At 43.5% G+C, this 19,626-nt stretch carries 16 protein-coding genes; 1 reads left to right on the top strand and 15 read right to left on the bottom strand.

The features are described from left to right. Nucleotide 1: 1 nt before the first annotated feature. From H513_RS0113080 to glnA, 8 genes are all read right to left on the bottom strand, one after another. Nucleotides 2–1,102: a cysteine protease StiP family protein gene (locus H513_RS0113080; RefSeq protein WP_026801144.1), complete on the bottom strand. Its 1,101-nt coding sequence runs from the start codon at nt 1,100–1,102 to the stop codon at nt 2–4. 14 nt (nt 1,103–1,116) lie between these two features. Next, complete coding sequence (locus tag H513_RS0113075; RefSeq protein WP_036770315.1) at nt 1,117–2,481, bottom strand: phosphoribosyltransferase family protein; 1,365 nt, start codon at nt 2,479–2,481, stop codon at nt 1,117–1,119. Beyond that, nucleotides 2,435–3,607, bottom strand: coding sequence for an HpcH/HpaI aldolase/citrate lyase family protein (locus tag H513_RS0113070; protein ID WP_026801142.1), 1,173 nt, complete (start codon nt 3,605–3,607; stop codon nt 2,435–2,437). Before H513_RS0113070 ends, H513_RS0113075 begins: the two co-directional genes overlap by 47 nt. Before the next feature lie 52 nt (nt 3,608–3,659). Further along, nucleotides 3,660–4,445 (bottom strand): TerC family protein, encoded by a 786-nt coding sequence (locus H513_RS0113065; RefSeq protein ID WP_026801141.1) that lies wholly within the window; start codon nt 4,443–4,445, stop codon nt 3,660–3,662. Between the two features lie 14 nt (nt 4,446–4,459). Next, on the bottom strand, nt 4,460–5,038 hold the full coding sequence (locus tag H513_RS0113060; RefSeq protein ID WP_026801140.1) for a TerD family protein: 579 nt from the start codon (nt 5,036–5,038) through the stop codon (nt 4,460–4,462). An 89-nt stretch (nt 5,039–5,127) separates the two neighbouring features. Further along, nucleotides 5,128–5,709: a TerD family protein gene (locus H513_RS0113055; RefSeq protein WP_026801139.1), complete on the bottom strand. Its 582-nt coding sequence runs from the start codon at nt 5,707–5,709 to the stop codon at nt 5,128–5,130. Between the two features lie 152 nt (nt 5,710–5,861). Further along, complete coding sequence (locus H513_RS0113050) at nt 5,862–6,479, bottom strand: TerD family protein (RefSeq protein WP_026801138.1); 618 nt, start codon at nt 6,477–6,479, stop codon at nt 5,862–5,864. A 230-nt stretch (nt 6,480–6,709) separates the two neighbouring features. After that, nucleotides 6,710–8,020 (bottom strand): type I glutamate--ammonia ligase, encoded by a 1,311-nt coding sequence (gene glnA, locus H513_RS0113045; protein ID WP_026801137.1) that lies wholly within the window; start codon nt 8,018–8,020, stop codon nt 6,710–6,712. Nucleotides 8,021–8,353: 333 nt separating this feature from the next. On the opposite strand from glnA, the gene H513_RS0113040 reads away from it, so the two are divergent. After that, entirely contained in the window at nt 8,354–9,499 is a 1,146-nt protein-coding gene (locus H513_RS0113040; protein ID WP_026801136.1) for an endonuclease, read from the top strand. A 45-nt stretch (nt 9,500–9,544) separates the two neighbouring features. Here the strand turns inward: H513_RS0113040 and H513_RS0113035 are convergent, their stop codons facing one another. The 7 genes from H513_RS0113035 to H513_RS0113005 all read right to left on the bottom strand — a co-directional run bounded on the left by H513_RS0113035 (nt 9,545) and on the right by H513_RS0113005 (nt 19,535). Then, nucleotides 9,545–9,898, bottom strand: a complete 354-nt coding sequence (locus tag H513_RS0113035; protein WP_026801135.1) for a hypothetical protein — start codon at nt 9,896–9,898, stop codon at nt 9,545–9,547. 99 nt (nt 9,899–9,997) lie between these two features. Beyond that, a complete protein-coding gene (gene yhbH, locus H513_RS0113030; RefSeq protein ID WP_026801134.1) occupies nt 9,998–11,158 on the bottom strand; it encodes a sporulation protein YhbH in 1,161 nt (386 codons plus the stop codon). A gap of 214 nt (nt 11,159–11,372) precedes the next feature. Then, entirely contained in the window at nt 11,373–12,143 is a 771-nt protein-coding gene (yidC, locus tag H513_RS20230; RefSeq protein ID WP_036770312.1) for a membrane protein insertase YidC, read from the bottom strand. A gap of 35 nt (nt 12,144–12,178) precedes the next feature. Next, a complete protein-coding gene (locus H513_RS0113020) occupies nt 12,179–12,463 on the bottom strand; it encodes a hypothetical protein (protein ID WP_026801133.1) in 285 nt (94 codons plus the stop codon). 135 nt (nt 12,464–12,598) lie between these two features. Beyond that, a complete protein-coding gene (odhB, locus tag H513_RS0113015; protein ID WP_026801132.1) occupies nt 12,599–13,906 on the bottom strand; it encodes a 2-oxoglutarate dehydrogenase complex dihydrolipoyllysine-residue succinyltransferase in 1,308 nt (435 codons plus the stop codon). Beyond that, nucleotides 13,893–16,751: a 2-oxoglutarate dehydrogenase E1 component gene (locus H513_RS0113010; RefSeq protein ID WP_026801131.1), complete on the bottom strand. Its 2,859-nt coding sequence runs from the start codon at nt 16,749–16,751 to the stop codon at nt 13,893–13,895. The genes odhB and H513_RS0113010 overlap by 14 nt, the downstream gene beginning before the upstream one ends. A 684-nt stretch (nt 16,752–17,435) precedes the next feature. Continuing rightward, on the bottom strand, nt 17,436–19,535 hold the full coding sequence (locus tag H513_RS0113005; protein WP_026801130.1) for an RNA degradosome polyphosphate kinase: 2,100 nt from the start codon (nt 19,533–19,535) through the stop codon (nt 17,436–17,438). Nucleotides 19,536–19,626: the final 91 nt, after the last annotated feature.

The raw sequence follows: 19,626 nt of genomic DNA, 5'->3' as shown, positions 1-19,626 counted from the left end.
CTCACACTTTCTTGATTAATCCACAGCATGAATAAGACATCCCTCTATACTCTTCAATCGGAACTCCCTTTTCCTCTGCCAGCTGGAATACGTGATGTAAGTAAGGACTCTGCTTGTCCTTCACAAGAATCTTCCACGGTACTCGTCTTAACAGCACACGTGTCGTCTCACCTACACCAGGCTTAATATGATTTACATCTTCAATGTTAAACTGCTTTTGTATTTCTTCGATTTCATTCCAACCAGCCCAGTCCGCACGGGATTGTTGTCGAACTTCTTGAAGCCGGTACTTTACAGCGTCTCCAACAGATGAGAACTGCTCTGTAATGGTGTCTACAAATTCGTTTGACACGTCCTCAGCTTCTAGGTGCTCATAGTATTTAGCCCCGTGAAATTCGTCTTCTGCTATATACTGTTCATTTAACACCGTTCGACTGACAAGACCTGATACCGTTGCGTTTAAGCATGCACTAGGAATTAGGTAATCTTCCCGCGTACCAAACAGGTCTGAACAATGGCCTGGGTCGGCTAGGACCGCCAACGAATCATCGAGTTCAATCCCTTGTTCCTCTTTAAATCTACGACAAGACCGCTCTAATTCCTTTGTAATTGCGCCTTTTCCAGTCCAACCATCTACAAATTGAATCGAATTATTCCCTTCACGCTCTAAAATATGATGAATGGCCTGTTCATCAAGACCACGATCACGAATAATAGAGACACTATAATGAGGAACATCGATATGATGTACATCACGTAAGTACCGTTTCACCAAGATTCCAATCGGCGTCCCTGCTCGTGCTAGCGATACAATGGTAAATGCACCTCCCCACTTCTCGAGAAGTTGTTCGGCAACCGCCCCTACAGCAATAGCTACCTCTTGCTTGTAATCTTGTAAAGATTCATAGAATAGTTTCATATAATCAGCTGAGGGCTCATACTCAATGGGGAGCATTTCTGAATAATGAACGCCTGACTGAATTGCTCTTTCGCGATAGGCTAAGTCATCTTCTTTCATTAACCCATTTAAATTCTTTAATAGAAAGGTGACGTCCTCATCTGGATAACTCCCCATACGCTTTATTTCATTCTGGTTCATCATGTAGCTCTTCCTTTCTAGCTAAAGGTTACCAAGTGAATCGTTTCAACACCTGTAGAGGTTAAGGCTTCGAGGAAAGACTTCATCTCTTCCTCGCTTCTTGACCGCTCTAAGAAAACGAATACCTCGTCATATTGATTGGGGTGCATGTTGTATAGAAAGTGTTGGACACTTCTATCTTCTGGGCTTTTATAGGTCAATTTCGCTTGAACCGCATATCCCTTCTTATCAGCTAAGTGAATGGGGCTTCTCGTTGTCGATTGATACTGAACCCCTTCCCCCATATACGAAGCAAGCTTCATCGGAATATACATAAATTCACCAGTTCCAAGACACAACGTCTTGCTACCTTTACGTACATTTCTTAAATAAAGTCCAAATGATGCAGCGGCCTCTTCTAGAGCAAGCTGGTCCGATTCTGATAGTCCAAATCGTCCTGTATTGGAGAGATAAGGGCGCTCGCTTACTTCACCCACCCCATTGGTTGATAGCACATACCGATCTGAATGAAAGGCTTTGAACGGCTGTGCTGTAATCTCTTGAACTGAAGTTTCTCCATCAATGCTCTCTGATGCGGGTTCATTCGACAGTAGCACTTCTCCCTGTGATTCCATCGTCCCCTTAAGCAACGAAACTTCATGTATGGTGATACCTTGCTCTTCCTCCACGCTACGGAACCGCTGTTGATGCTCTTCAGAACGCCAATCTAGAATGGATAAGACGACATATGTGCTCCGTGGATATGTTTCCTGCATGGTTCGAATGATATTTAACGCCGTCTTGCCCGTCGTAATTTCATCATCTACAAGGACAACTGGCCCATCATGTGTAAATTCTTCTTCCCCATAACAACGCTGGTCGGTCGCATGAGAATGCTCCTCTTGGAAATTTAATGTAGGGGCAATACCCACCAGGTCCTCTCTTGTCGTATGCACATATCGAGCATTCGTGAAATGTTCAAAAACCGACTGACCTAGAGCTGTGGCAGTCTCAGCGAACCCTATGAATAATGACCGTTCAGGTAGAGAAAAACGACTTTCCTGTACTTGTTTATAGATGACTTGTTCCTCATGCTCTTGTTGAAAGGCTCTAATCAGTTCATCTCGGTGTGGAAATGGTTCATCATAAACCACTTCTGTTAATCTAGCAGCAAGCAACGCCCCTGTTAACAACGAACGATAGGGAGATACTGGTATATGCTTTCCGAGTACAGGACTCACAAAAAGATAGGCACGCTTCTTATTTTGGCGGGCTGCCATTTGAAAGAGCTGATCCATTGATAGGTCGTAAGGGTTGTGCTCAACTGATACCCCTACTTGCAAGTCGTCTAGCACATTATACGGAAGCTGGTTCTTTGAGTAGACTGACGTATGTATGTCCATCTTGAAACACCCCATAAGCTTTTGATTTTTTAATAATCTCCTCAGCCCAGTATTGGTGAGGTTTCATTTCATTCATCTTATTTGCTGAAGGACTTTTCGTGACGCCGTTTCGTCCTCTGTTCTCCAATATGTTACACGCATCGAGGTATTCTTCCTTTGATACCACCTGAAGGGCATTGACAGGAACGATATGTGTTGGGTGAATAATGGTCTTCCCTGTTAGCCCGTTCAACTTGTCCAACAGAACCTCTTGAATAAGACCATCTAAATATTCATTGATGATGTCCTTGCGCAAATGGAGGCCAGTCTCTCCATATGATTGACGGAATGGAGTCTGACGTATTTGAGGCTTCAATACACGATTGCTTTGGAAGAATTCCCAGACCGGTCCTGAAATCGTGTATGCATCCCCTTTTCTACCAAAGAAGTTTGTTAAATCTGAGATGAAATCTTTCATGAGTCCAATATCATAAATGGTAGAGTTTGTGGTTCTACGAATGCCATATAGCCCACACAAATCAGTAGCTCCAATACGAATGTTTAAAATAGATGATTGGTATCGATCCAGTAACTCCTTAAGTGCCGTCATTTGTTCAATCCGACTTTCTTTGTAAATCAACTCCGGTGTTTCGATGATCGGCATGGCATATAAAGGCGTGTTATAGGTAGCCTGAATCTCCTGCAATCCCTCTAGGTACATCTCTCCATTTGAAGTCGTAAACTTCGGAAATACAAAACCAGTAATCGTCGTCAACGCGACTCCGAGCGACTGTGCAATGCGTTTAAGCTGCTTATGAGACCGTACACGGATAAAGAGAAATGGAAGATGCTCCATTGAGTGAGTAGAACGATAAATCGACCACACTTCATGGAGAAGTTGGTCTTCTGCATCTTTCACCTCGTCATCCCCAATCGCGTCTTCTAAATCTAACACGACAGAGGACGCATCCTGAATAGGGGAAGAATTTAACCGTTCATAGAGACGGTCTTTAGTTGCAGGGATGTAGAGCGTTGCACCTAATGCATACGCAATTTCCTGCTTAGGGGAGTATTTTGTAAGTGTTGTGGGTGGTTGATAGAAGAGTGCTTCGAGTTGAAGTTCAGATAGCGAAGCAAAATGTCTCATAGTGGGCCTCCTAATGTAATGTGATTAAAAAAGGAGGACGAGCCCCCTATTTTTAATCCTTCGAAGCGGCCGTTTCTGCGTTCGACCTTCCGCCTCGCCGCATGTAGTGCACAATAAATGTCACTACGAATGCTCCAATAATAAAGATAAAGAATGCGGTATGGGAAATATGAACATGTGCAATGGACAGTCCCATTTTCGCTGCGATAAACGCGATGATGACATGGGCGGTAACTTCTAATTCAGGAACTTTCTCAAGAAGCTTCAAGAAGACCCCTGCCACTCCACGCATCATTAGAACGCCGAGCATACCACCTAGGATCAGTACCCAGATTTGTTCACTAATCCCTAGCGCCGCTAGAATACTGTCGACAGAGAATGCAATATCTACAAGTTCGACCATGACAATCGTTCCCCAGAATGTACCAAAGAGACGTACAGCCAGGTTCTTATTGCTAATCCCTACTGCTTCTTCTTCATCTTCATCCTTCTTACCGAAGTAATCTATGAAGAATTTAACTGCGAGCCAAGCTAAGTATCCGGCACCGAATACTTTGACCCACCAGAATTTGATAAGATAAGTCCCGACACCAATGGCTAAGAACCGGAAGAGATACGCACCCAGTAGACCGTAGAAGAGCGCCTTCTTTTGCTGTTCCTTAGGCAAGTGCTTAACCATAACAGCTAACACGAGTGCGTTATCGGCTGAAAGCAAGCCCTCAAGGATAACAAGCGTACCTATAAGCGCCCAGCTTCTTGGATCAGAGAGAACCTCTCCCCACATAGCCCAGTCAAAGAAGCGGGCGTAGGTATCTATGATGTTTTGTAAGATTTCCATAATAGCCTCCTATATTAAACTTCTAAACCGAAGTTCCGGCATAAGGCAGCTAGACCTCCACTAAAGCCGCTTCCTACTGCGCTAAACTTCCATTCTCCATTATGACGATAAAGCTCACAAACGACAACTGCTGTTTCAATAGAGAAATCTTCTCCAAGATCGTAGCGAATGAGCTCTTCGTTCGTCTCTGGATTTAGGACACGTACAAAGGCATTGCTTACTTGTCCGAAATTCTGGTTACGCCCTTCAGCATCATGGATGGTAACCGTAATTGCAACCTTCTCTACATGGCTAGGAACTTGAGAGAAGTTGACCGTTAATTGCTCATCGTCGCCTTCTCCTTCACCTGTACGGTTGTCACCAGTATGCTCCACTGCGCCAGACGGGTCTTGAAGATTGTTATAGAAGACAAATTCCTGGTCATTCTGAACGTTGCCACTCTCATCAGCTAGAAATGCAGACGCATCAAGGTCGAAACTACTGCCTCCATCGTAATGATTAATGTCCCAGCCAAGCCCAATAACCGCCTTCGTTAAACCAGGGTTTGTTTTCGTTAAATCAATTCGTTGTCCTTTCGATAACGTAATCGCCATCTCATTCTCCTACCTTTCTCTGTAACTATGAAAAAAAGCACGTTGATTAAGGAGCAACGTGCAACACCATCTGTATTTATACGTTGATACTATGCAACCGTTAGTCCAAAGTCTGTTGCAAGAGAAGCTAGTCCACCTTGGTAGCCGCTTCCTACTGCGCTAAACTTCCACTCACCGTTGTGACGATAAAGCTCACCTACAACAACAGCCGTTTCAATAGAGAAATCTTCTCCAAGGTCATAACGAATCAATTCTTCATCGTTATTTGGGTTTACAACACGAACGAAAGCGTTGCTTACTTGACCGAAGTTTTGGTTGCGTGCTTCCCCGTCGTGGATGGTAATGGTGAAAGAAATCTTTTGTACGTCTTGAGGAACGGAATTAAGATCAATCTTAACCTGTTCATCGTCGCCATCACCTTGTCCAGTTAGGTTATCTCCCGTGTGTTCAACAGCACCGTCGCCGCCAACTGTGTTGTTATAGAAGATAAAGTCTTTATCTGAACGTACTTTGTCGTCTGAACCTAGAAGGAAGATTGACGCATCCAAGTCGAAATCTGAACCAGAATCAAATTTATTTACATCCCAACCAAGTCCTACTGTAATGTTCGAAAGTCCTGGGTTACCTTTTGTTAAATCTACTTTTTGTCCTTTTTGTAAGCTTACTGCCATGGGTAATCTCTCCTTTATTAATATACCGTCCCTTTAGAGGGGCAAATTTTGAACCATTTGGGAGGGGATAGATTCGCTTTCCCCACCCAGTAACGAGAAGCATCAAATTGTTTATAGACCAACACTAGCTCTTAAGGTTAGGTTAGTTACTATTAAACGTAACGTTGAACAATTTCGCTTAGAGAGGCATCTGTTGTGCCTTCACCTACAGCTGCGAACTTCCATTCGTTCCCTTGACGATACAATTCACCAGCAATCAATGTTGTGCGGCCAGAGTAGTCATCGGATAGATTATAACGAAGCATTTCATCACGCTTTTGCGTATCCTGAAGACGGATAAATGCGTTCTCAATCATGCCGAAATCTTGCTTACGACGTTTACAATCATAAATATTTACAACAAACACGAGTTTATTGTACTTCTGAGGGACGTCTTTCAAATCGACAAAGACTTGTTCGTCATCTCCATCTCCCTCGCCCGTCAAGTTGTCTCCTGTATGTTGAACACTTCCATTATCACTTTTCAATTTACCAAAGTAGACTAAGTCACTTTTATCTACGAATTTATCATCTTGGAGCATAATGACGGATGCATCACAGTCAATTTCAGGGCCTTTACTACCTCCACCGAACAGGGAGCCGAGTAAGCCACCTTTCCCATTTTTCTGTGTTTGCACAGGGTCCCATCCTAGACCTACCATCACTTTCGATAGCCCTGGGTTCCCCTTTGTTAAATCCACTCGTTGACCTTTTTCTAATGTAATAGCCAATCGTTTCACTCCTTTTAGTTAACACCATCACGCAAGCGTGATGCCTACGGTTTGACCGTACATTTTTTAGACAATTTTGTCAAATAATCACCCTTATGTAGGGACTCTTTTACTCTCTTATTCTTTCTACGGGACTACCTACCTATAGGTTTCACTTTTTATAAAAAAACCTCAAATTAAAGAAAACGTCACCCTACATTCATGTAAGGTAACGTTCTCATAGACCGAGCTTATTTGCTCATATATCTTTCAACTTCCCATTCGCTTACTTGTAAGGAGAATTCTGTCCACTCTTCACCCTTCTCTTCAATAAATACTTTAGAAGTGTGGTCACCTAGTGCGTTCATGAGCACATCATCCTGTTGAAGAGCTTTCAACGCTTCTTTCAGGTTCGTAGGCAACGTTGGAACGTTGTCATCCTCTACTTCATATAGGTTACGCGTTTCCGCTTCGCCTGCATCCATTTGGTTCTTGATTCCATCAAGACCAGCGTGGATTAGAACAGCAATTGCCAAGTATGGGTTCGCTGTTGGGTCTGGGTTACGTACCTCAAAGCGAGTTCCTTTTCCGCGTGTATTTGGAACACGGATCATACAGCTACGGTTGGAGTGAGACCAAGCGATGCTTACAGGAGCTTCATAACCTGGCACGAGACGCTTGTAAGAGTTCACATTCGGATTCGTAATTGCCGTAATCGCCTTCGCGTGGTGAAGGATTCCAGCAATAAAGTGTTTCATTGTTTCAGAGATGCCATCATGAGCATCGTCATCATGGAACGCGCTATCACCATCTTTGAATAGGGAAAGGTGGCAGTGCATTCCGGAACCGTTCTCACCCGCAATTGGCTTAGGCATGAACGTCGCATGGTAATCATGATTCGTTGCTACATCTTTAACAACATTCTTAAACACTTGAATGTTATCTGCTGTCTTTAACATGTCGTCAAAACGGAAGTTAATTTCGTGTTGACCTTTCGCTACCTCGTGGTGAGAAGCTTCCATTTCAAAACCGAATTCCTTCAATGTGCGAACGATATCGCGACGTACTTTATCACCTTTATCTTTAGGAGAAGCATCGAAATATCCACCACGGTCGTTTAAGTGGCGAATTGGATAACCATCTTCGCAGCGCTTGAATAAGAAGAATTCAGGCTCTGGTCCAACGTTTACGTCGTATCCCATCTCTTTCGCCTCTTGCATAGCGCGCTTCAGGATATAGCGTGGGTCACCTTCGAAAGGTGTGCCATCAGGTGTGTAGATGTCACAGATAAAGCGAACAATACGATCTTCTTCCATTGCAGAAGGAAGCACCTTGCACGTATCGAGGTCTGGATAGAGGTACATGTCACTTTCGTTGATGTCTGAGAATCCAGAGATTGAAGAACTATCGAACATAGCTTCATTTTCTAGTACTGCATCTAATTCTTCGATTGGTAACTCAACGTTTTTCGTATCTCCTAGCATATCCGTAAACTCTAAGCGGATATATTCGACTTTCTCTTCTTGTACAAGTTGCTTGATACCCTTCTTCGTGTAACTCATCTTAAGAATCTCCCCTTAGCATTGATTAGAAGCGAATGGCTTCGATAATATAAGTTTCATATGTCGTTCCCTATTATGCATCCTTGTAAACAACGAGGAATACTTCCATTCTCCACAAGTTTTTCTCACTTTTCTAGGGTCTAAAGTTGTATTTTGAACAAATGCTTTCATGCCGTGTTAACTTTCATTACATAACTTGATTCTATATGTATTTCGAACTATTTTCAAGTATCAGACAAACATCTCATGAAAAAATTTTAAATTGTCCGATGATAAGGATTGGGGACAATCATTAACCTGTTCCCGACAACTTTTAAGAGGAGTGTTCTTTACATGAAAGCGACAAGGAAAATCGTCCTGTTCGTCCTAAGTTCTTTATTCTTCCTTATGGTCGGACAAACAAGTCATGCAGCTTCAACGATGACAGTCAATGAAGCCATGAACCAGTGGAACGGCACGAAAGTAACCGTAGAAGGGTACATCGTTGGTGTCCCAACCTCTGTGAACGATGTAGAGCAAAGTAATTTCTCAAGTAACTATGCCCTCGCTTTAGCAGACGATTCGAATGAAACGAATAGTAATGAAATGATCCTTGTCAAACTCGACTCTGAGTACAGAAGCCAATTTGGCCTTATGAACAACCCATCCCTCTTCGGCGAGAAGATTGTCGTCACCGGTACCCGTGATGATTATTTCAGCCGAGACGGAGTGGAATATGTATCCTCTATCCAAAAAGTGTCTAACTCAAATGGCGGAGATTCTTCCGATGAAGGCGATTCCTCTGATGGAACTTCCACAGGGAGCGGCTACTACAGCTCAGTAGACGGATTATCTGGATCTGCCTTGAAACAAGAACTTCACAACTTAATTGATGATCACACAGAACTTTCTTATAGCGATGTATGGGGAGCACTTCGTAACACAGATGAAGACCCTACAAATGCAAATAACGTCCTGCTCCTCTATTCTGGAAACTCCATCTCAAAATATGAGAACGGAGGCTACGTAGATGAGTGGAACCGTGAACACGTTTGGGCGAAATCACACGGAGACTTCGGTACATCCCGGGGTGCAGGTACGGACATTCACCACTTACGCCCAACAGATGTTTCCATCAACTCATCCCGTGGCAACCTAGATTTCGATAATGGGGGTGGCCCACTTGATGAGGCCCCAAGCAACTCCTATGACTCTGATTCATTTGAACCACGCGATGAAGTAAAAGGAGACGTTGCCCGTATGGTATTCTACATGGCTGTCCGTTATGAAGGCGGCAATGGGGAGCCTGATTTGGAAGTAGCAAGCTACACAGGTACAAGTGGACCACAGCTCGGCAAATTGTCTACGCTCCTCCAATGGCATGAGCAAGACCCAGTAAGCCAAACTGAGATTCGCCGTAATGAAATCATCCACTCCGACTACCAAGGGAACCGCAATCCATTTATTGACCACCCAGAATATGTAGACCTTATTTGGTAATAGAACAGGCAGCGACGATTGCGTCGCTGCCTGTTTCAGTACAATTTATCTTTCTTGCGTTGAGAACCTTTGGACCAACCTTTGTCCGATACTCGTTGCAATGCTAAATAACAGCGAATACACGGCAACGTTAATTAGCAGCACAAAGATATCTACACTTCGAGCAGCCTCATATTCAAACCCGATCCTATATGGATACGGTGGGGTTAATCGGGTTGGTCCCATTTCAATATAACCAAACGGATAACCAAGACGAACCTCACCTTGGCTAGCTCTTTGTTGATACAATTGATATCCCTCAGCACTCTTCACTTCCGTCCCATCAAGAAGCGGGGTTAAAAGTGTGAGAATAAACGCACACGCTACAATTGTGACAACTGTTCTTCTTTGTAATTTCATCCCATACCCTCACGATGTATAAAGTCCATTCTAGGTTATCGTGAATAATTCTTATAAACAACAAAAAACAGAGAGTTTCTTCAACTCTCTGCCTCGTTGTTAAATGACAGCCTCTTCTTCCTCTGTACTAAAGAATGACTTCATGGCGTGGAACACATCAGATTTTCTACGGAGCACATAATACCGGAATCTTGGGTCATCAATGTTTTTATAGGCCGACATTAAGGTGGAGTGGCGATTGTACTGGTTAACCTCTCCGTATCCAAACATGCTGGATACCTCCATTAATTCCTGAACAAGCTTTAAGCAGCGCTTATTATCCGACGTTAAATTATCTCCATCAGAGAAATGGAATGGATACACATTGTATCGCTCCGGGTTGTACTTCGTTTCGACTAACTCAAGCGCCTTTCGATAGGCAGATGAACAGATTGTTCCCCCACTCTCCCCTTTGGAGAAGAAATCTTCCTCTGACACGACTTTCGCTTCAGTATGATGGGCAATAAACTCAATATCAACGGTTTCGTATTTCGTTCGAAGGAAACGAGTCATCCAGAAGAAGAAACTGCGCGTCATGTATTTCTCCCAGAGCCCCATTGAACCCGAGGTATCCATCATCGCAAGTACAACGGCTTTTGATTCCGGCTTCACAACGTCGTTCCACGTCTTGTAGCGTACATCTTCTGGATAAATCGGATTGAATGAAGGCGTACCAGTCATCGCATTACGCTTAAATGCTTCTAGCATCGTCCGCTTCTTGTCAATGTTTCCTTGCAGACCTGTCTTACGAATATCATTGAACTCGAAATCAGTAATCACAATGTTGTCTTTTTCCTTTTCTTGCAAGTTCGGCAGCTCCAACTCCTTGAATAAAGCCTCTTCTAATTCTGCTAATGAGATCTCCGCTTCGTAATAATCCTGACCCGGTTTATCGCCTGGCTTATCCCCTTTTCCGGGAGCTTTCTGTTCGGCTGGGCCTCTTGCGACTACGTCACCTACTTGACTGTCTCCATCTCCTTGGCCGACATGTTTGTTCTTGTCATGACTGTAACGAATCTTGTATTCGTCCAACGAGCGAATCGGGATCCTCACCACATTCTTACCATTCGACATTACAATGTTCTCTTCAGAAATAAGGTCCGGTAGTTTGTTTTTTAGTGCTTCTTGCACCTTTTCTTGATGGCGCCTTTGAGCGTCGTACCCTTTTCGGTGGAGGGACCAGTTTTCTTCAGAGATCACAAAGCTTTTTGAGTTACTCATCCTTACCCCTCCTTCAATGAAGTTTACTCTATCATATGCAGGGATTGTCATTTTGATTAAAAATTCTGAATATTTAGGTTCGATTTTTACGTTGTCTACATCCATATTTCATCAACGTTCTACACATACATCCTTATATGTATATGTAATAGACAGTGAAACATGTTCCAAATCGAACAATCCCCCTGCTCTACGATAGAGCAAGGGGATTTAATTAGACTGGTTGTTCAGTTTTGGAAACGCCAGTGGATGGGCTTCTTTGGTACATACGTTTACTCACATACGTCTGTACGATTAGGAACAGACCACCAACTGCCCAATAGAGTGGCAATGCAGCAGGGGTGCTAAGTGAAATGACTAAAATCATAACAGGCGACAATAGCCCCATCACCTTCATCTGCTTCTGTTGCTGCTCAGGCAACCCCATCATCGAGATTCTGTAATTGATGAAATACAAGATACCGGCTATAACCGCAAGTAACAAATCTGTCTCACCTAGATTAAACCAAAGGAAAGTATGACTTGCTACTTCTTCAGAACCTCTTATCGCAAAGTAAAAGCCCATTAGAATCGGCATTTGCAGCAACATAGGTAGACAACCCATATTCAGCGGGTTTACACCATGCTTTTGATAGAGTTGTACCAGCTCCTGCTGTGCTTCTTTTCGCTCTTCTTCAGAACTCGCACCCTTCAGGCGACCTTGAATGTCCTCCATCTCTGGCTTCATCACTTCCATTTTCGATTTCATGTCTTGTTGCTTCTTATAGGAACTCAGCATAAAAGGCATGACGACAAGACGAATAATGACCGTTATAAGCACAATGGCTAGTCCATAGTTATCTCCCGTCACACCAGCTAACAGTTCGATTAACGATGTAAACGGCTGAACAAACGTGCTTTGAAAGAAGCCGTCTCCCCCAGTTTGCGGAGCACAAGCTGCAAGCATAGTCGTTAGTAGGATGAAGATTAATGACAATCGTTTCATACTAAATGAAATCCTCCTCTTCTATTCAAATGCGCTTATGTGAATAAAAGAGGCTGACAATCCGGGTCTGCATTTCCGTCTTTCCGTTTAATCATCTTGATAAGCCGCATAACAAGCATCGTCTCTGGTTTACACATTCTTGATTTATAATAAAGCGTTCGTTGTGTATCTGAATGATTCGGCACGCCTTTGGACATTTGAAGAGGGCGGTGTTCAATCATTGGTCCAACCACGTGGAAGACTGTATAGGAAAGGATGAAGGTGAAGTAGATTCCGTAAAGACCGGTATCATTCATTCCTTCTATAAGTAATTCGTACATGGACACCTTCCCCTTCTCATTAGATTCGTTCTTTCTCCATTGTACACGTCTATACGTTGGAACAGGGGTCGAGGTTTCATTTAGAATCAAAGAACCCCTAAGGGAAGATTTCCCTTAGGGGTTCTTATTTGTATCTTATCCTTCAAGCAGTAAGTCATATGGGTCTTCAAGTAGTTGCTTCACTCGGACGAGGAATTGAACCGCTTCTTTCCCATCTACAATACGGTGGTCATAGGATAATGCCACATACATCATAGGACGGATCTTAATCGTGTCGTCCGGCATTGCAATTGGACGTTTTTGAATCGTGTGCATGCCTAAAATTCCAACTTGCGGAGCATTTAGGATAGGTGTGGATAGCAACGAACCAAATATTCCACCATTCGTAATCGTGAATGAACCACCTTGAAGGTCATCTAGACCTAACTTCTTGTCGCGTGCTTTAGCAGAAAGACGGCCTACTTCACTTTCAATACCAGCAAACCCAATCTTGTCCGCGTCACGAACGACCGGTACAACAAGACCTTCATCTGTAGACACCGCCATACCGATATCATAGAAGTTCTTCTTCACAACTTCATCGCCTTGAATCTCTGCGTTCAATAGCGGGAAGTCTTTAAGCGCTGCAACAACTGCTTTGGTAAAGAAGGACATAAAGCCAAGTTTAACGCCATGTTTCTTCTCAAATGCATCTTTACGTTCTTTTCGAAGTTCCATAACAGCCGTCATGTCGATTTCGTTAAACGTAGTGAGCATGGCAGCATTTTGCTGTGCTTCCACTAGACGTTTTGAGATTGTTTGTCGTCTACGAGACATTTTTACCCGTTCAACTGGTTTCTCAAACTCTGTTTTCTCTGAAGTAGAATCAGTCTTCTCGTTTTTCTTAGCTGAAGAAGACGATTGCTGCTTTTGCTGACTCTGCTTTTCTTGGCTCGCCTTGTACTCAACATCCTCAGGGCGAATTCGACCAAGTGGGTCTTTCGGTTGAACTTCATTTAAGTCGATGCCTAGTTCGCGAGCCCGCTTACGAGCAGCTGGAGTGGCCACAACTTCTTTATTCGGATCCTTTTTCGGTTCTGAAGATTTCTCTTCGCTATCTTGAGAGGTTGATTCTTCTGACGCTTGCTGTTTTGTCTCTTCTTTAGACTCGTCCTCTGATGGCGCTTCTTCCTTCTGTTCAGCTTGTTCCTCAGAACCAGAAGCTTCCCCGTTCTCATCAACAGTAGCGATGGAGTCACCAACTTCAACATCATCGCCTTCTTGCTTCAGAAACTCAGAGATTACACCAGTATAATCGGAATTCACTTCGACGTTTACTTTATCAGTTTCCAGTTCAAGAACAGGATCGCCCTTCTCAACATGGTCCCCTTCTTTTACAAGCCATTCTGAGATGGTACCTTCCGTAATAGATTCAGCAAGTTCTGGTACTTTAATTTCTCTCATTAGAATCTCCCCCTTTAGATAGCTTCAGTGCTTCATGGATGATTCGATTTTGCTCCGTTTTGTGGATGTTTGGCTCTCCAACTGATGGCGATGAACGTTTCGGACGTCCAATATAAGACAACGTTTGGTTGTCACCAGTCACTTTATACAATGTTTCTTTAACAAAGTCCCAGCTTCCCATATTCTTCGGCTCTTCTTGAACCCAAACAATTTCCTCAACATTTGGATAAGAGTTCAATAGCTCTTCCACTTGCCCTGATGGGAATGGATAGATTTGCTCGACTCGGCCGATATGGAGGTGGTCAAAGTTCTCATCTTCTGCGTTTTCAATTGCCTCTTCTAAATCAATCATCACTTTTCCGCTACCTAGCACAAGACGTGTAACGGCTTCTTGGTTCTCACCTAAACCATCTTGCAATTTCAAAGGCTGGAAGGATTGTTCCGTAAATTCATGATTGAAAGATGCAACTCGGTTATTTCGAATAAGACTCTTTGGCGTCATAAGAACGAGTGGACGTGCTTCATCTCGGTCTCCAATAATCGCCTGACGACGAAGCAAATGGAAGTATTGAGCAGCTGATGTCACATTGGCCACTGTCCAGTTATGCTCCGCACTAAGTGTTAGATATCGCTCAAGACGAGCACTAGAGTGCTCAGGCCCTTGTCCTTCGTATCCATGAGGCAAGAGAAGCGCAATGCTACTCTTCTCTCCCCATTTCGCACGACCAGCAGAGATGAATTGATCGATAATAACCTGACCCGCATTGGCGAAATCTCCGTATTGAGCTTCCCACAGTACGAGTGTGCCAGGCGACTGGACGCTATATCCATACTCAAATCCAAGTACACCAGCTTCAGATAATGGACTATTGTGAATGGAGAAGGAAGCTTTCGCATCTTCAAGCCCATGCATAGGGCAATACGTTTCATTTGTTTCCGTATCGTGAAGAACCAAGTGGCGGTGCGCGAACGTACCTCGTTGGCTATCTTGACCTGTTAATCGAATTGGATAACCATCTTTCAGAATAGAGGCAAACGCGAGCGCCTCTCCAAGTGCCCAGTCTACTTTGTTGCCATCTTCAAGCGCTTTCTCACGGCGTTGTAGAATTCGCTCAAGCTTCTTAAATACGTTGAATCCGTCAGGTCGCTTTAACAACCCTTCATTTAATCCATTTAAGTCTTCAAATGAGATCGCTGTTTGGATATCACTAAGATCACTTGCTACCGCTTCTGGTAGATCCTTAACATTTTGTTCGCCCGTCTCATTTTCTTTCATACTCTCATAGATGCCTCGTAAATTCTTCTCTTTATCTTCTTTCAATTCATCGAAAGCGTGTTGCTCAACGACCCCTTCTTTATGTAGACGATCGGCATAGCGTTTTGCTACCGTCGGATGTTCGTCGATTTTGCCATAAAGGTAAGGTTGAGTAGCACGAGGTTCGTCCATTTCATTGTGACCATAGCGACGGTACCCGACTAGGTCGATAAGGAAGTCTTTATGGAACTTCTGTCGGTAACGAAAAGCGAAAACGGCAGCAGACAGACAGGCTTCAGGGTCATCTGCATTCACGTGGATAATGGGTATCTCAAATCCTTTTGCTGGGTCACTCGCATATCTTGTCGAACGTCCGTCTTCTTGAGCAGTTGTGAAACCAAGAAGGTTGTTCGCAATAATATGAATGGAACCACCAGAACGATAGCCTGGCAAATCGCTCATGTTGAGCGTTTCTGTCACAACACCTTCACCAGGAAATGCAGCATCCCCATGAATTAAAATAGAGAATGCCTTGCCAAAGTCTTGCTTTGCATTTCCACGCTCACTGCGGTCATCTTGAGCAGCACGAGCGAATCCTTCTACTACTGGATTCACATACTCTAGGTGAGATGGGTTATGAGACAACGTCACACGAGTCTTGGCCTTTTCACCCTCGACATCGCGATGAGCACCAAAGTGATATTTAACATCGCCTGTCCAACCATAATTAATACCTCTTGAACCTTCTGAAGGCACAAGCTCTTTGTTTGGAGCGTGATGGAATTCAGAGAAGATCCGCTCATAAGGTTTCCCAAGCACATGAGCCAACACATTTAAACGACCCCTGTGTGCCATTCCCATCATAATGTTTTCAATGTTGTTCTCAGATGAAGATTGAACAAGACGGTCCAACATCGGTACCATCACATCTAATCCTTCAATTGAGAAACGTTTCTGCGCAACAAATGTACGTCCTAAGAATTGTTCAAAGCTCTCGACTTCTGAAAGTCGTTCTAGTAACTGTTTTTGATCATCTTGATTAAAGTTCACCTTATAGTCGCCTGATTCAATACTCTCTTGAAGCCACTTTCGCTCTTCATTGTTATTGACATGGTCGACCTCAAAGGAAACAGTGCCCGCGTAGCTCGCTCGTAATGACTCGACAACCTGCTTACCGTTTTGTACAGACTGAGGGGCCTCTGACCAAATCCAATTCGCAGGAATGGCTTCAAGGTCTTCATCTGTTAAGTCATAATAGCTCTGATCTAGCAGCGCTGAATATCGTTTCTGCTCCGGTGGTATTGGGTAAATATCCGCTTCCAAATGACCATAGCGACGAATTGCCTCAACTAATTTCATAGCCGAAGTCACATTCTTCACATTTACATCCGGTCCTTGATGAGAAGCCGAAACCCCTTCTCCACCTTCATCACCCGATACCGGAGCACCATATGTTTCAAATAAATCTTTTAAAGAAGAATCGACCCGTTCAGGATCTTCTAAGTATAAATCGTACTGTTCCTCGACATAGCCCATATTCGGACCATGAAACTGACTCCAATAACTTTGATTAGATCCTTGTTTTGACACGTAACCTACCCCCAGTAGAAGTTTGCTATCTTGACGTAACCGTTTGCAAACCCAGTTCCTATTATAATTTTTTTCATACGCCCTCTTCAACTACTTTACCCTAGATTTTTACACAAAAATCTAAATATTTTACACAAAAGCGAAAGGGGGCGGTTTAGGGACGGTAGGCATAAGACAAAATGTGCAGTGAAGCGCCCTTCCTTCACGGAACAGATTGACTTATGTCCGGAGTCCCTGCCCCCTGCAGCTAGACGTCAAAAGCGGAAGAGGCCTGCTTAGCCACGGTAGGCAGAAGCAAAGCTACGCAGTGAAATGCCCTTCTTTCACGGAGTAGAATTGCTTCTGACCGGAGTGGCTGGCCTCTGCAGCTAGACGACAAAAGCGAAAGGGGGCGGTTTAGGGACGGTAGGCATAAGCGAAGCTACGGAGTGAAATGCCCTTCCTTCACGGAACAGATTGACTTATGTCCGGAGTCCCTGCCCCCTGCAGCTAGACGACAAAAGCAGAAGAGGCCCGCTTAGCCACGATGGAGGCCCTCCTACCTCCAATTTTCGCAAAACAAACGAACTACACTATACTTTTCCTATTAACCGCATACCCATCCTCAACCAACTCAACACCCGTTCTTCCGAAATAACAAACAAGAGAGGTGCATGTTTTAAAAACATGCACCTCTCTTGTTTGTTATTCTTCGTCTTCTCTCACTTGATAAGCAGAGTCGAACAGTTGAAGTTGGCTATCGATTTCTGGTGTGCCTTCTGTTCGATGCACGTAGTGATAGTTGCCGTGTTCATCCTGCTCACGTGCTTTCATGTTGTCTTCTAACATTAAATCTAAGATTTGCTGTAGGCGATTCTTAATACCGCCGTCATAGATTGGGAACATAATTTCCACTCGTTTTTCCATATTTCGCGTCATTAAGTCAGCAGAGGATAGGAATGTCTTCCCTTCCCCGTTCTTATGGAAGTAATAGATTCGACTGTGCTCTAGGAAACGACCTACAATACTGCGGACGCGAATAGTTTCACTAACCCCTTTAATTCCTGGACGGAGGCAGCAGATGCCACGGACAATCAGGTCAATCTTCACACCTGCACGGGAGGCTTCATAAAGCTTCATAATAAGAGCCTTGTCCGTTAAGGAGTTCATCTTAGCAATAATACGTCCGTTCCCGTGTTGACGATGGCTTTCAATTTCTTGAGCGACATAGTCAATGATATCATTTCGAATATCAAATGGTGCCATTGAGATATGATGATAGGCTGGCTTCTCTGTGTACCCACTTAAGTAGTTAAAGAAGTTTGTAGCATCAATCCCGAATTTACGGTTCGATGTTATGATGCCCATGTCTGTGTATAACTTAGCGGTTTGGTCGTTGTAGTTGCCTGTCCCTAAATGAACATATCGTTCTATACGATTCTTGCGGCGTTTAACAACAAGAGTAATTTTACTATGGGTCTTTAAGTAATTCATTCCATAAATCACATGACAGCCTGCTTTCTCAAGCTCTTTGGCCCATTGCACGTTGTTCTCTTCATCAAATCGCGCTTTCAACTCGACGAGAACCGTTACTTGCTTTCCGTTCTCAGCAGCGCGCTTCAACCCTTCGATAATTGGAGAACCACCACTCACTCGATAAAGTGTTTGCTTAATCGCAAGTACTTCAGGGTCATCAGCTGCATCACTCACAAAGTCTAATACTGGTTGGAAGGATTCGAACGGATGATGTAGGAAAACGTCTTTCTCTTTCACAATATCAAGAATTTCTTCTGTTGATCCGATATCTTTAGGTGGTTGTGGAATAAGCGTCTCATAGACAAGATGTTCTCTTGCCACCGCAATCTCTTTATAGAATTTAAAGAGGAACGTCAAATCAAGTGGTCCGTCCACTTCATATACGTCTTTACGATGAATCTCAAGTACACGCAAGAGGAATTCTAAGACGGCTTCGTCGTATCTGTCACGTTGAATCTCAAGGCGAACTGCTGCCCCCCACTTACGCTTTCGTAACTCCTTCTCAATTTCTTTAAGTAAGTCACGAGCGCCTTCTTCATGAATGGTCATGTCCGCGTTTCTAGTGATTCTAAATTGCGTAACGGATTGAACCTCGTAGCCTTTAAACATTTTGTATATAAAGGTGCTAATCACATCTTCAAGCATTACGTATTGCTTCGTATAGTCATCCTCTAGGTCAATCTCAACAAATCGGTCCAACACAGCGGGTACTTGAACAATAGCCGTTTTCTTTTCTTGTTCGGCATCTTGCTCATCGCTAAGCACGACCGCTAGATTGATACTCTTATTTAGAAGCATCGGAAACGGGCGATATGCATCCACCGCCATCGGGGTTAACACAGGGAAGATTTGCTCATCAAAGTATTGCTCTATGGCATCCCGCTGCAACTCATTCAAGTCGCTCATAGAGATGATTGAGAAATCTTCCTCCTCAAGCATTGGCTTTAATACATGTTGATAGGTAGAATACTGCATATCCACAAGCTTATGATTCTTTTCAGAGATCTTAGAAAGCTGTTGCTTCGGTGTTAAGCCTGCTTTGTTTTCTGGTTTGTTAAAGTCTGCTTTGACTTGGTCCTTTAAGCCAGCCACACGCACCATGAAAAATTCATCTAAATTTGAGCTGAAGATAGCTAGGAATTTAAAGCGTTCTGCAAGCGGGTTATTTTTATCTAATGCTTCTTGTAGAACTCGTTCATTAAATGCTAGCCAGCTCAGTTCTCGGTTATTGTAGTAAAGCGGGTTACCTAGATCGTTCGTAAGATCCATATTGCTTCACCCTTTCATCCAATTTCGACATATTTATACATGTTTACCCTAACAAGCCACTATCATTTATGTATTAATTGAATTTAAAAAT

The sequence above is a fragment of the Pontibacillus halophilus JSM 076056 = DSM 19796 genome, from assembly GCF_000425205.1.
Lineage (GTDB): Bacteria > Bacillota > Bacilli > Bacillales > BH030062 > Pontibacillus_A > Pontibacillus_A halophilus.
This window is presented reverse-complemented; position numbering and strand designations above follow the sequence as displayed.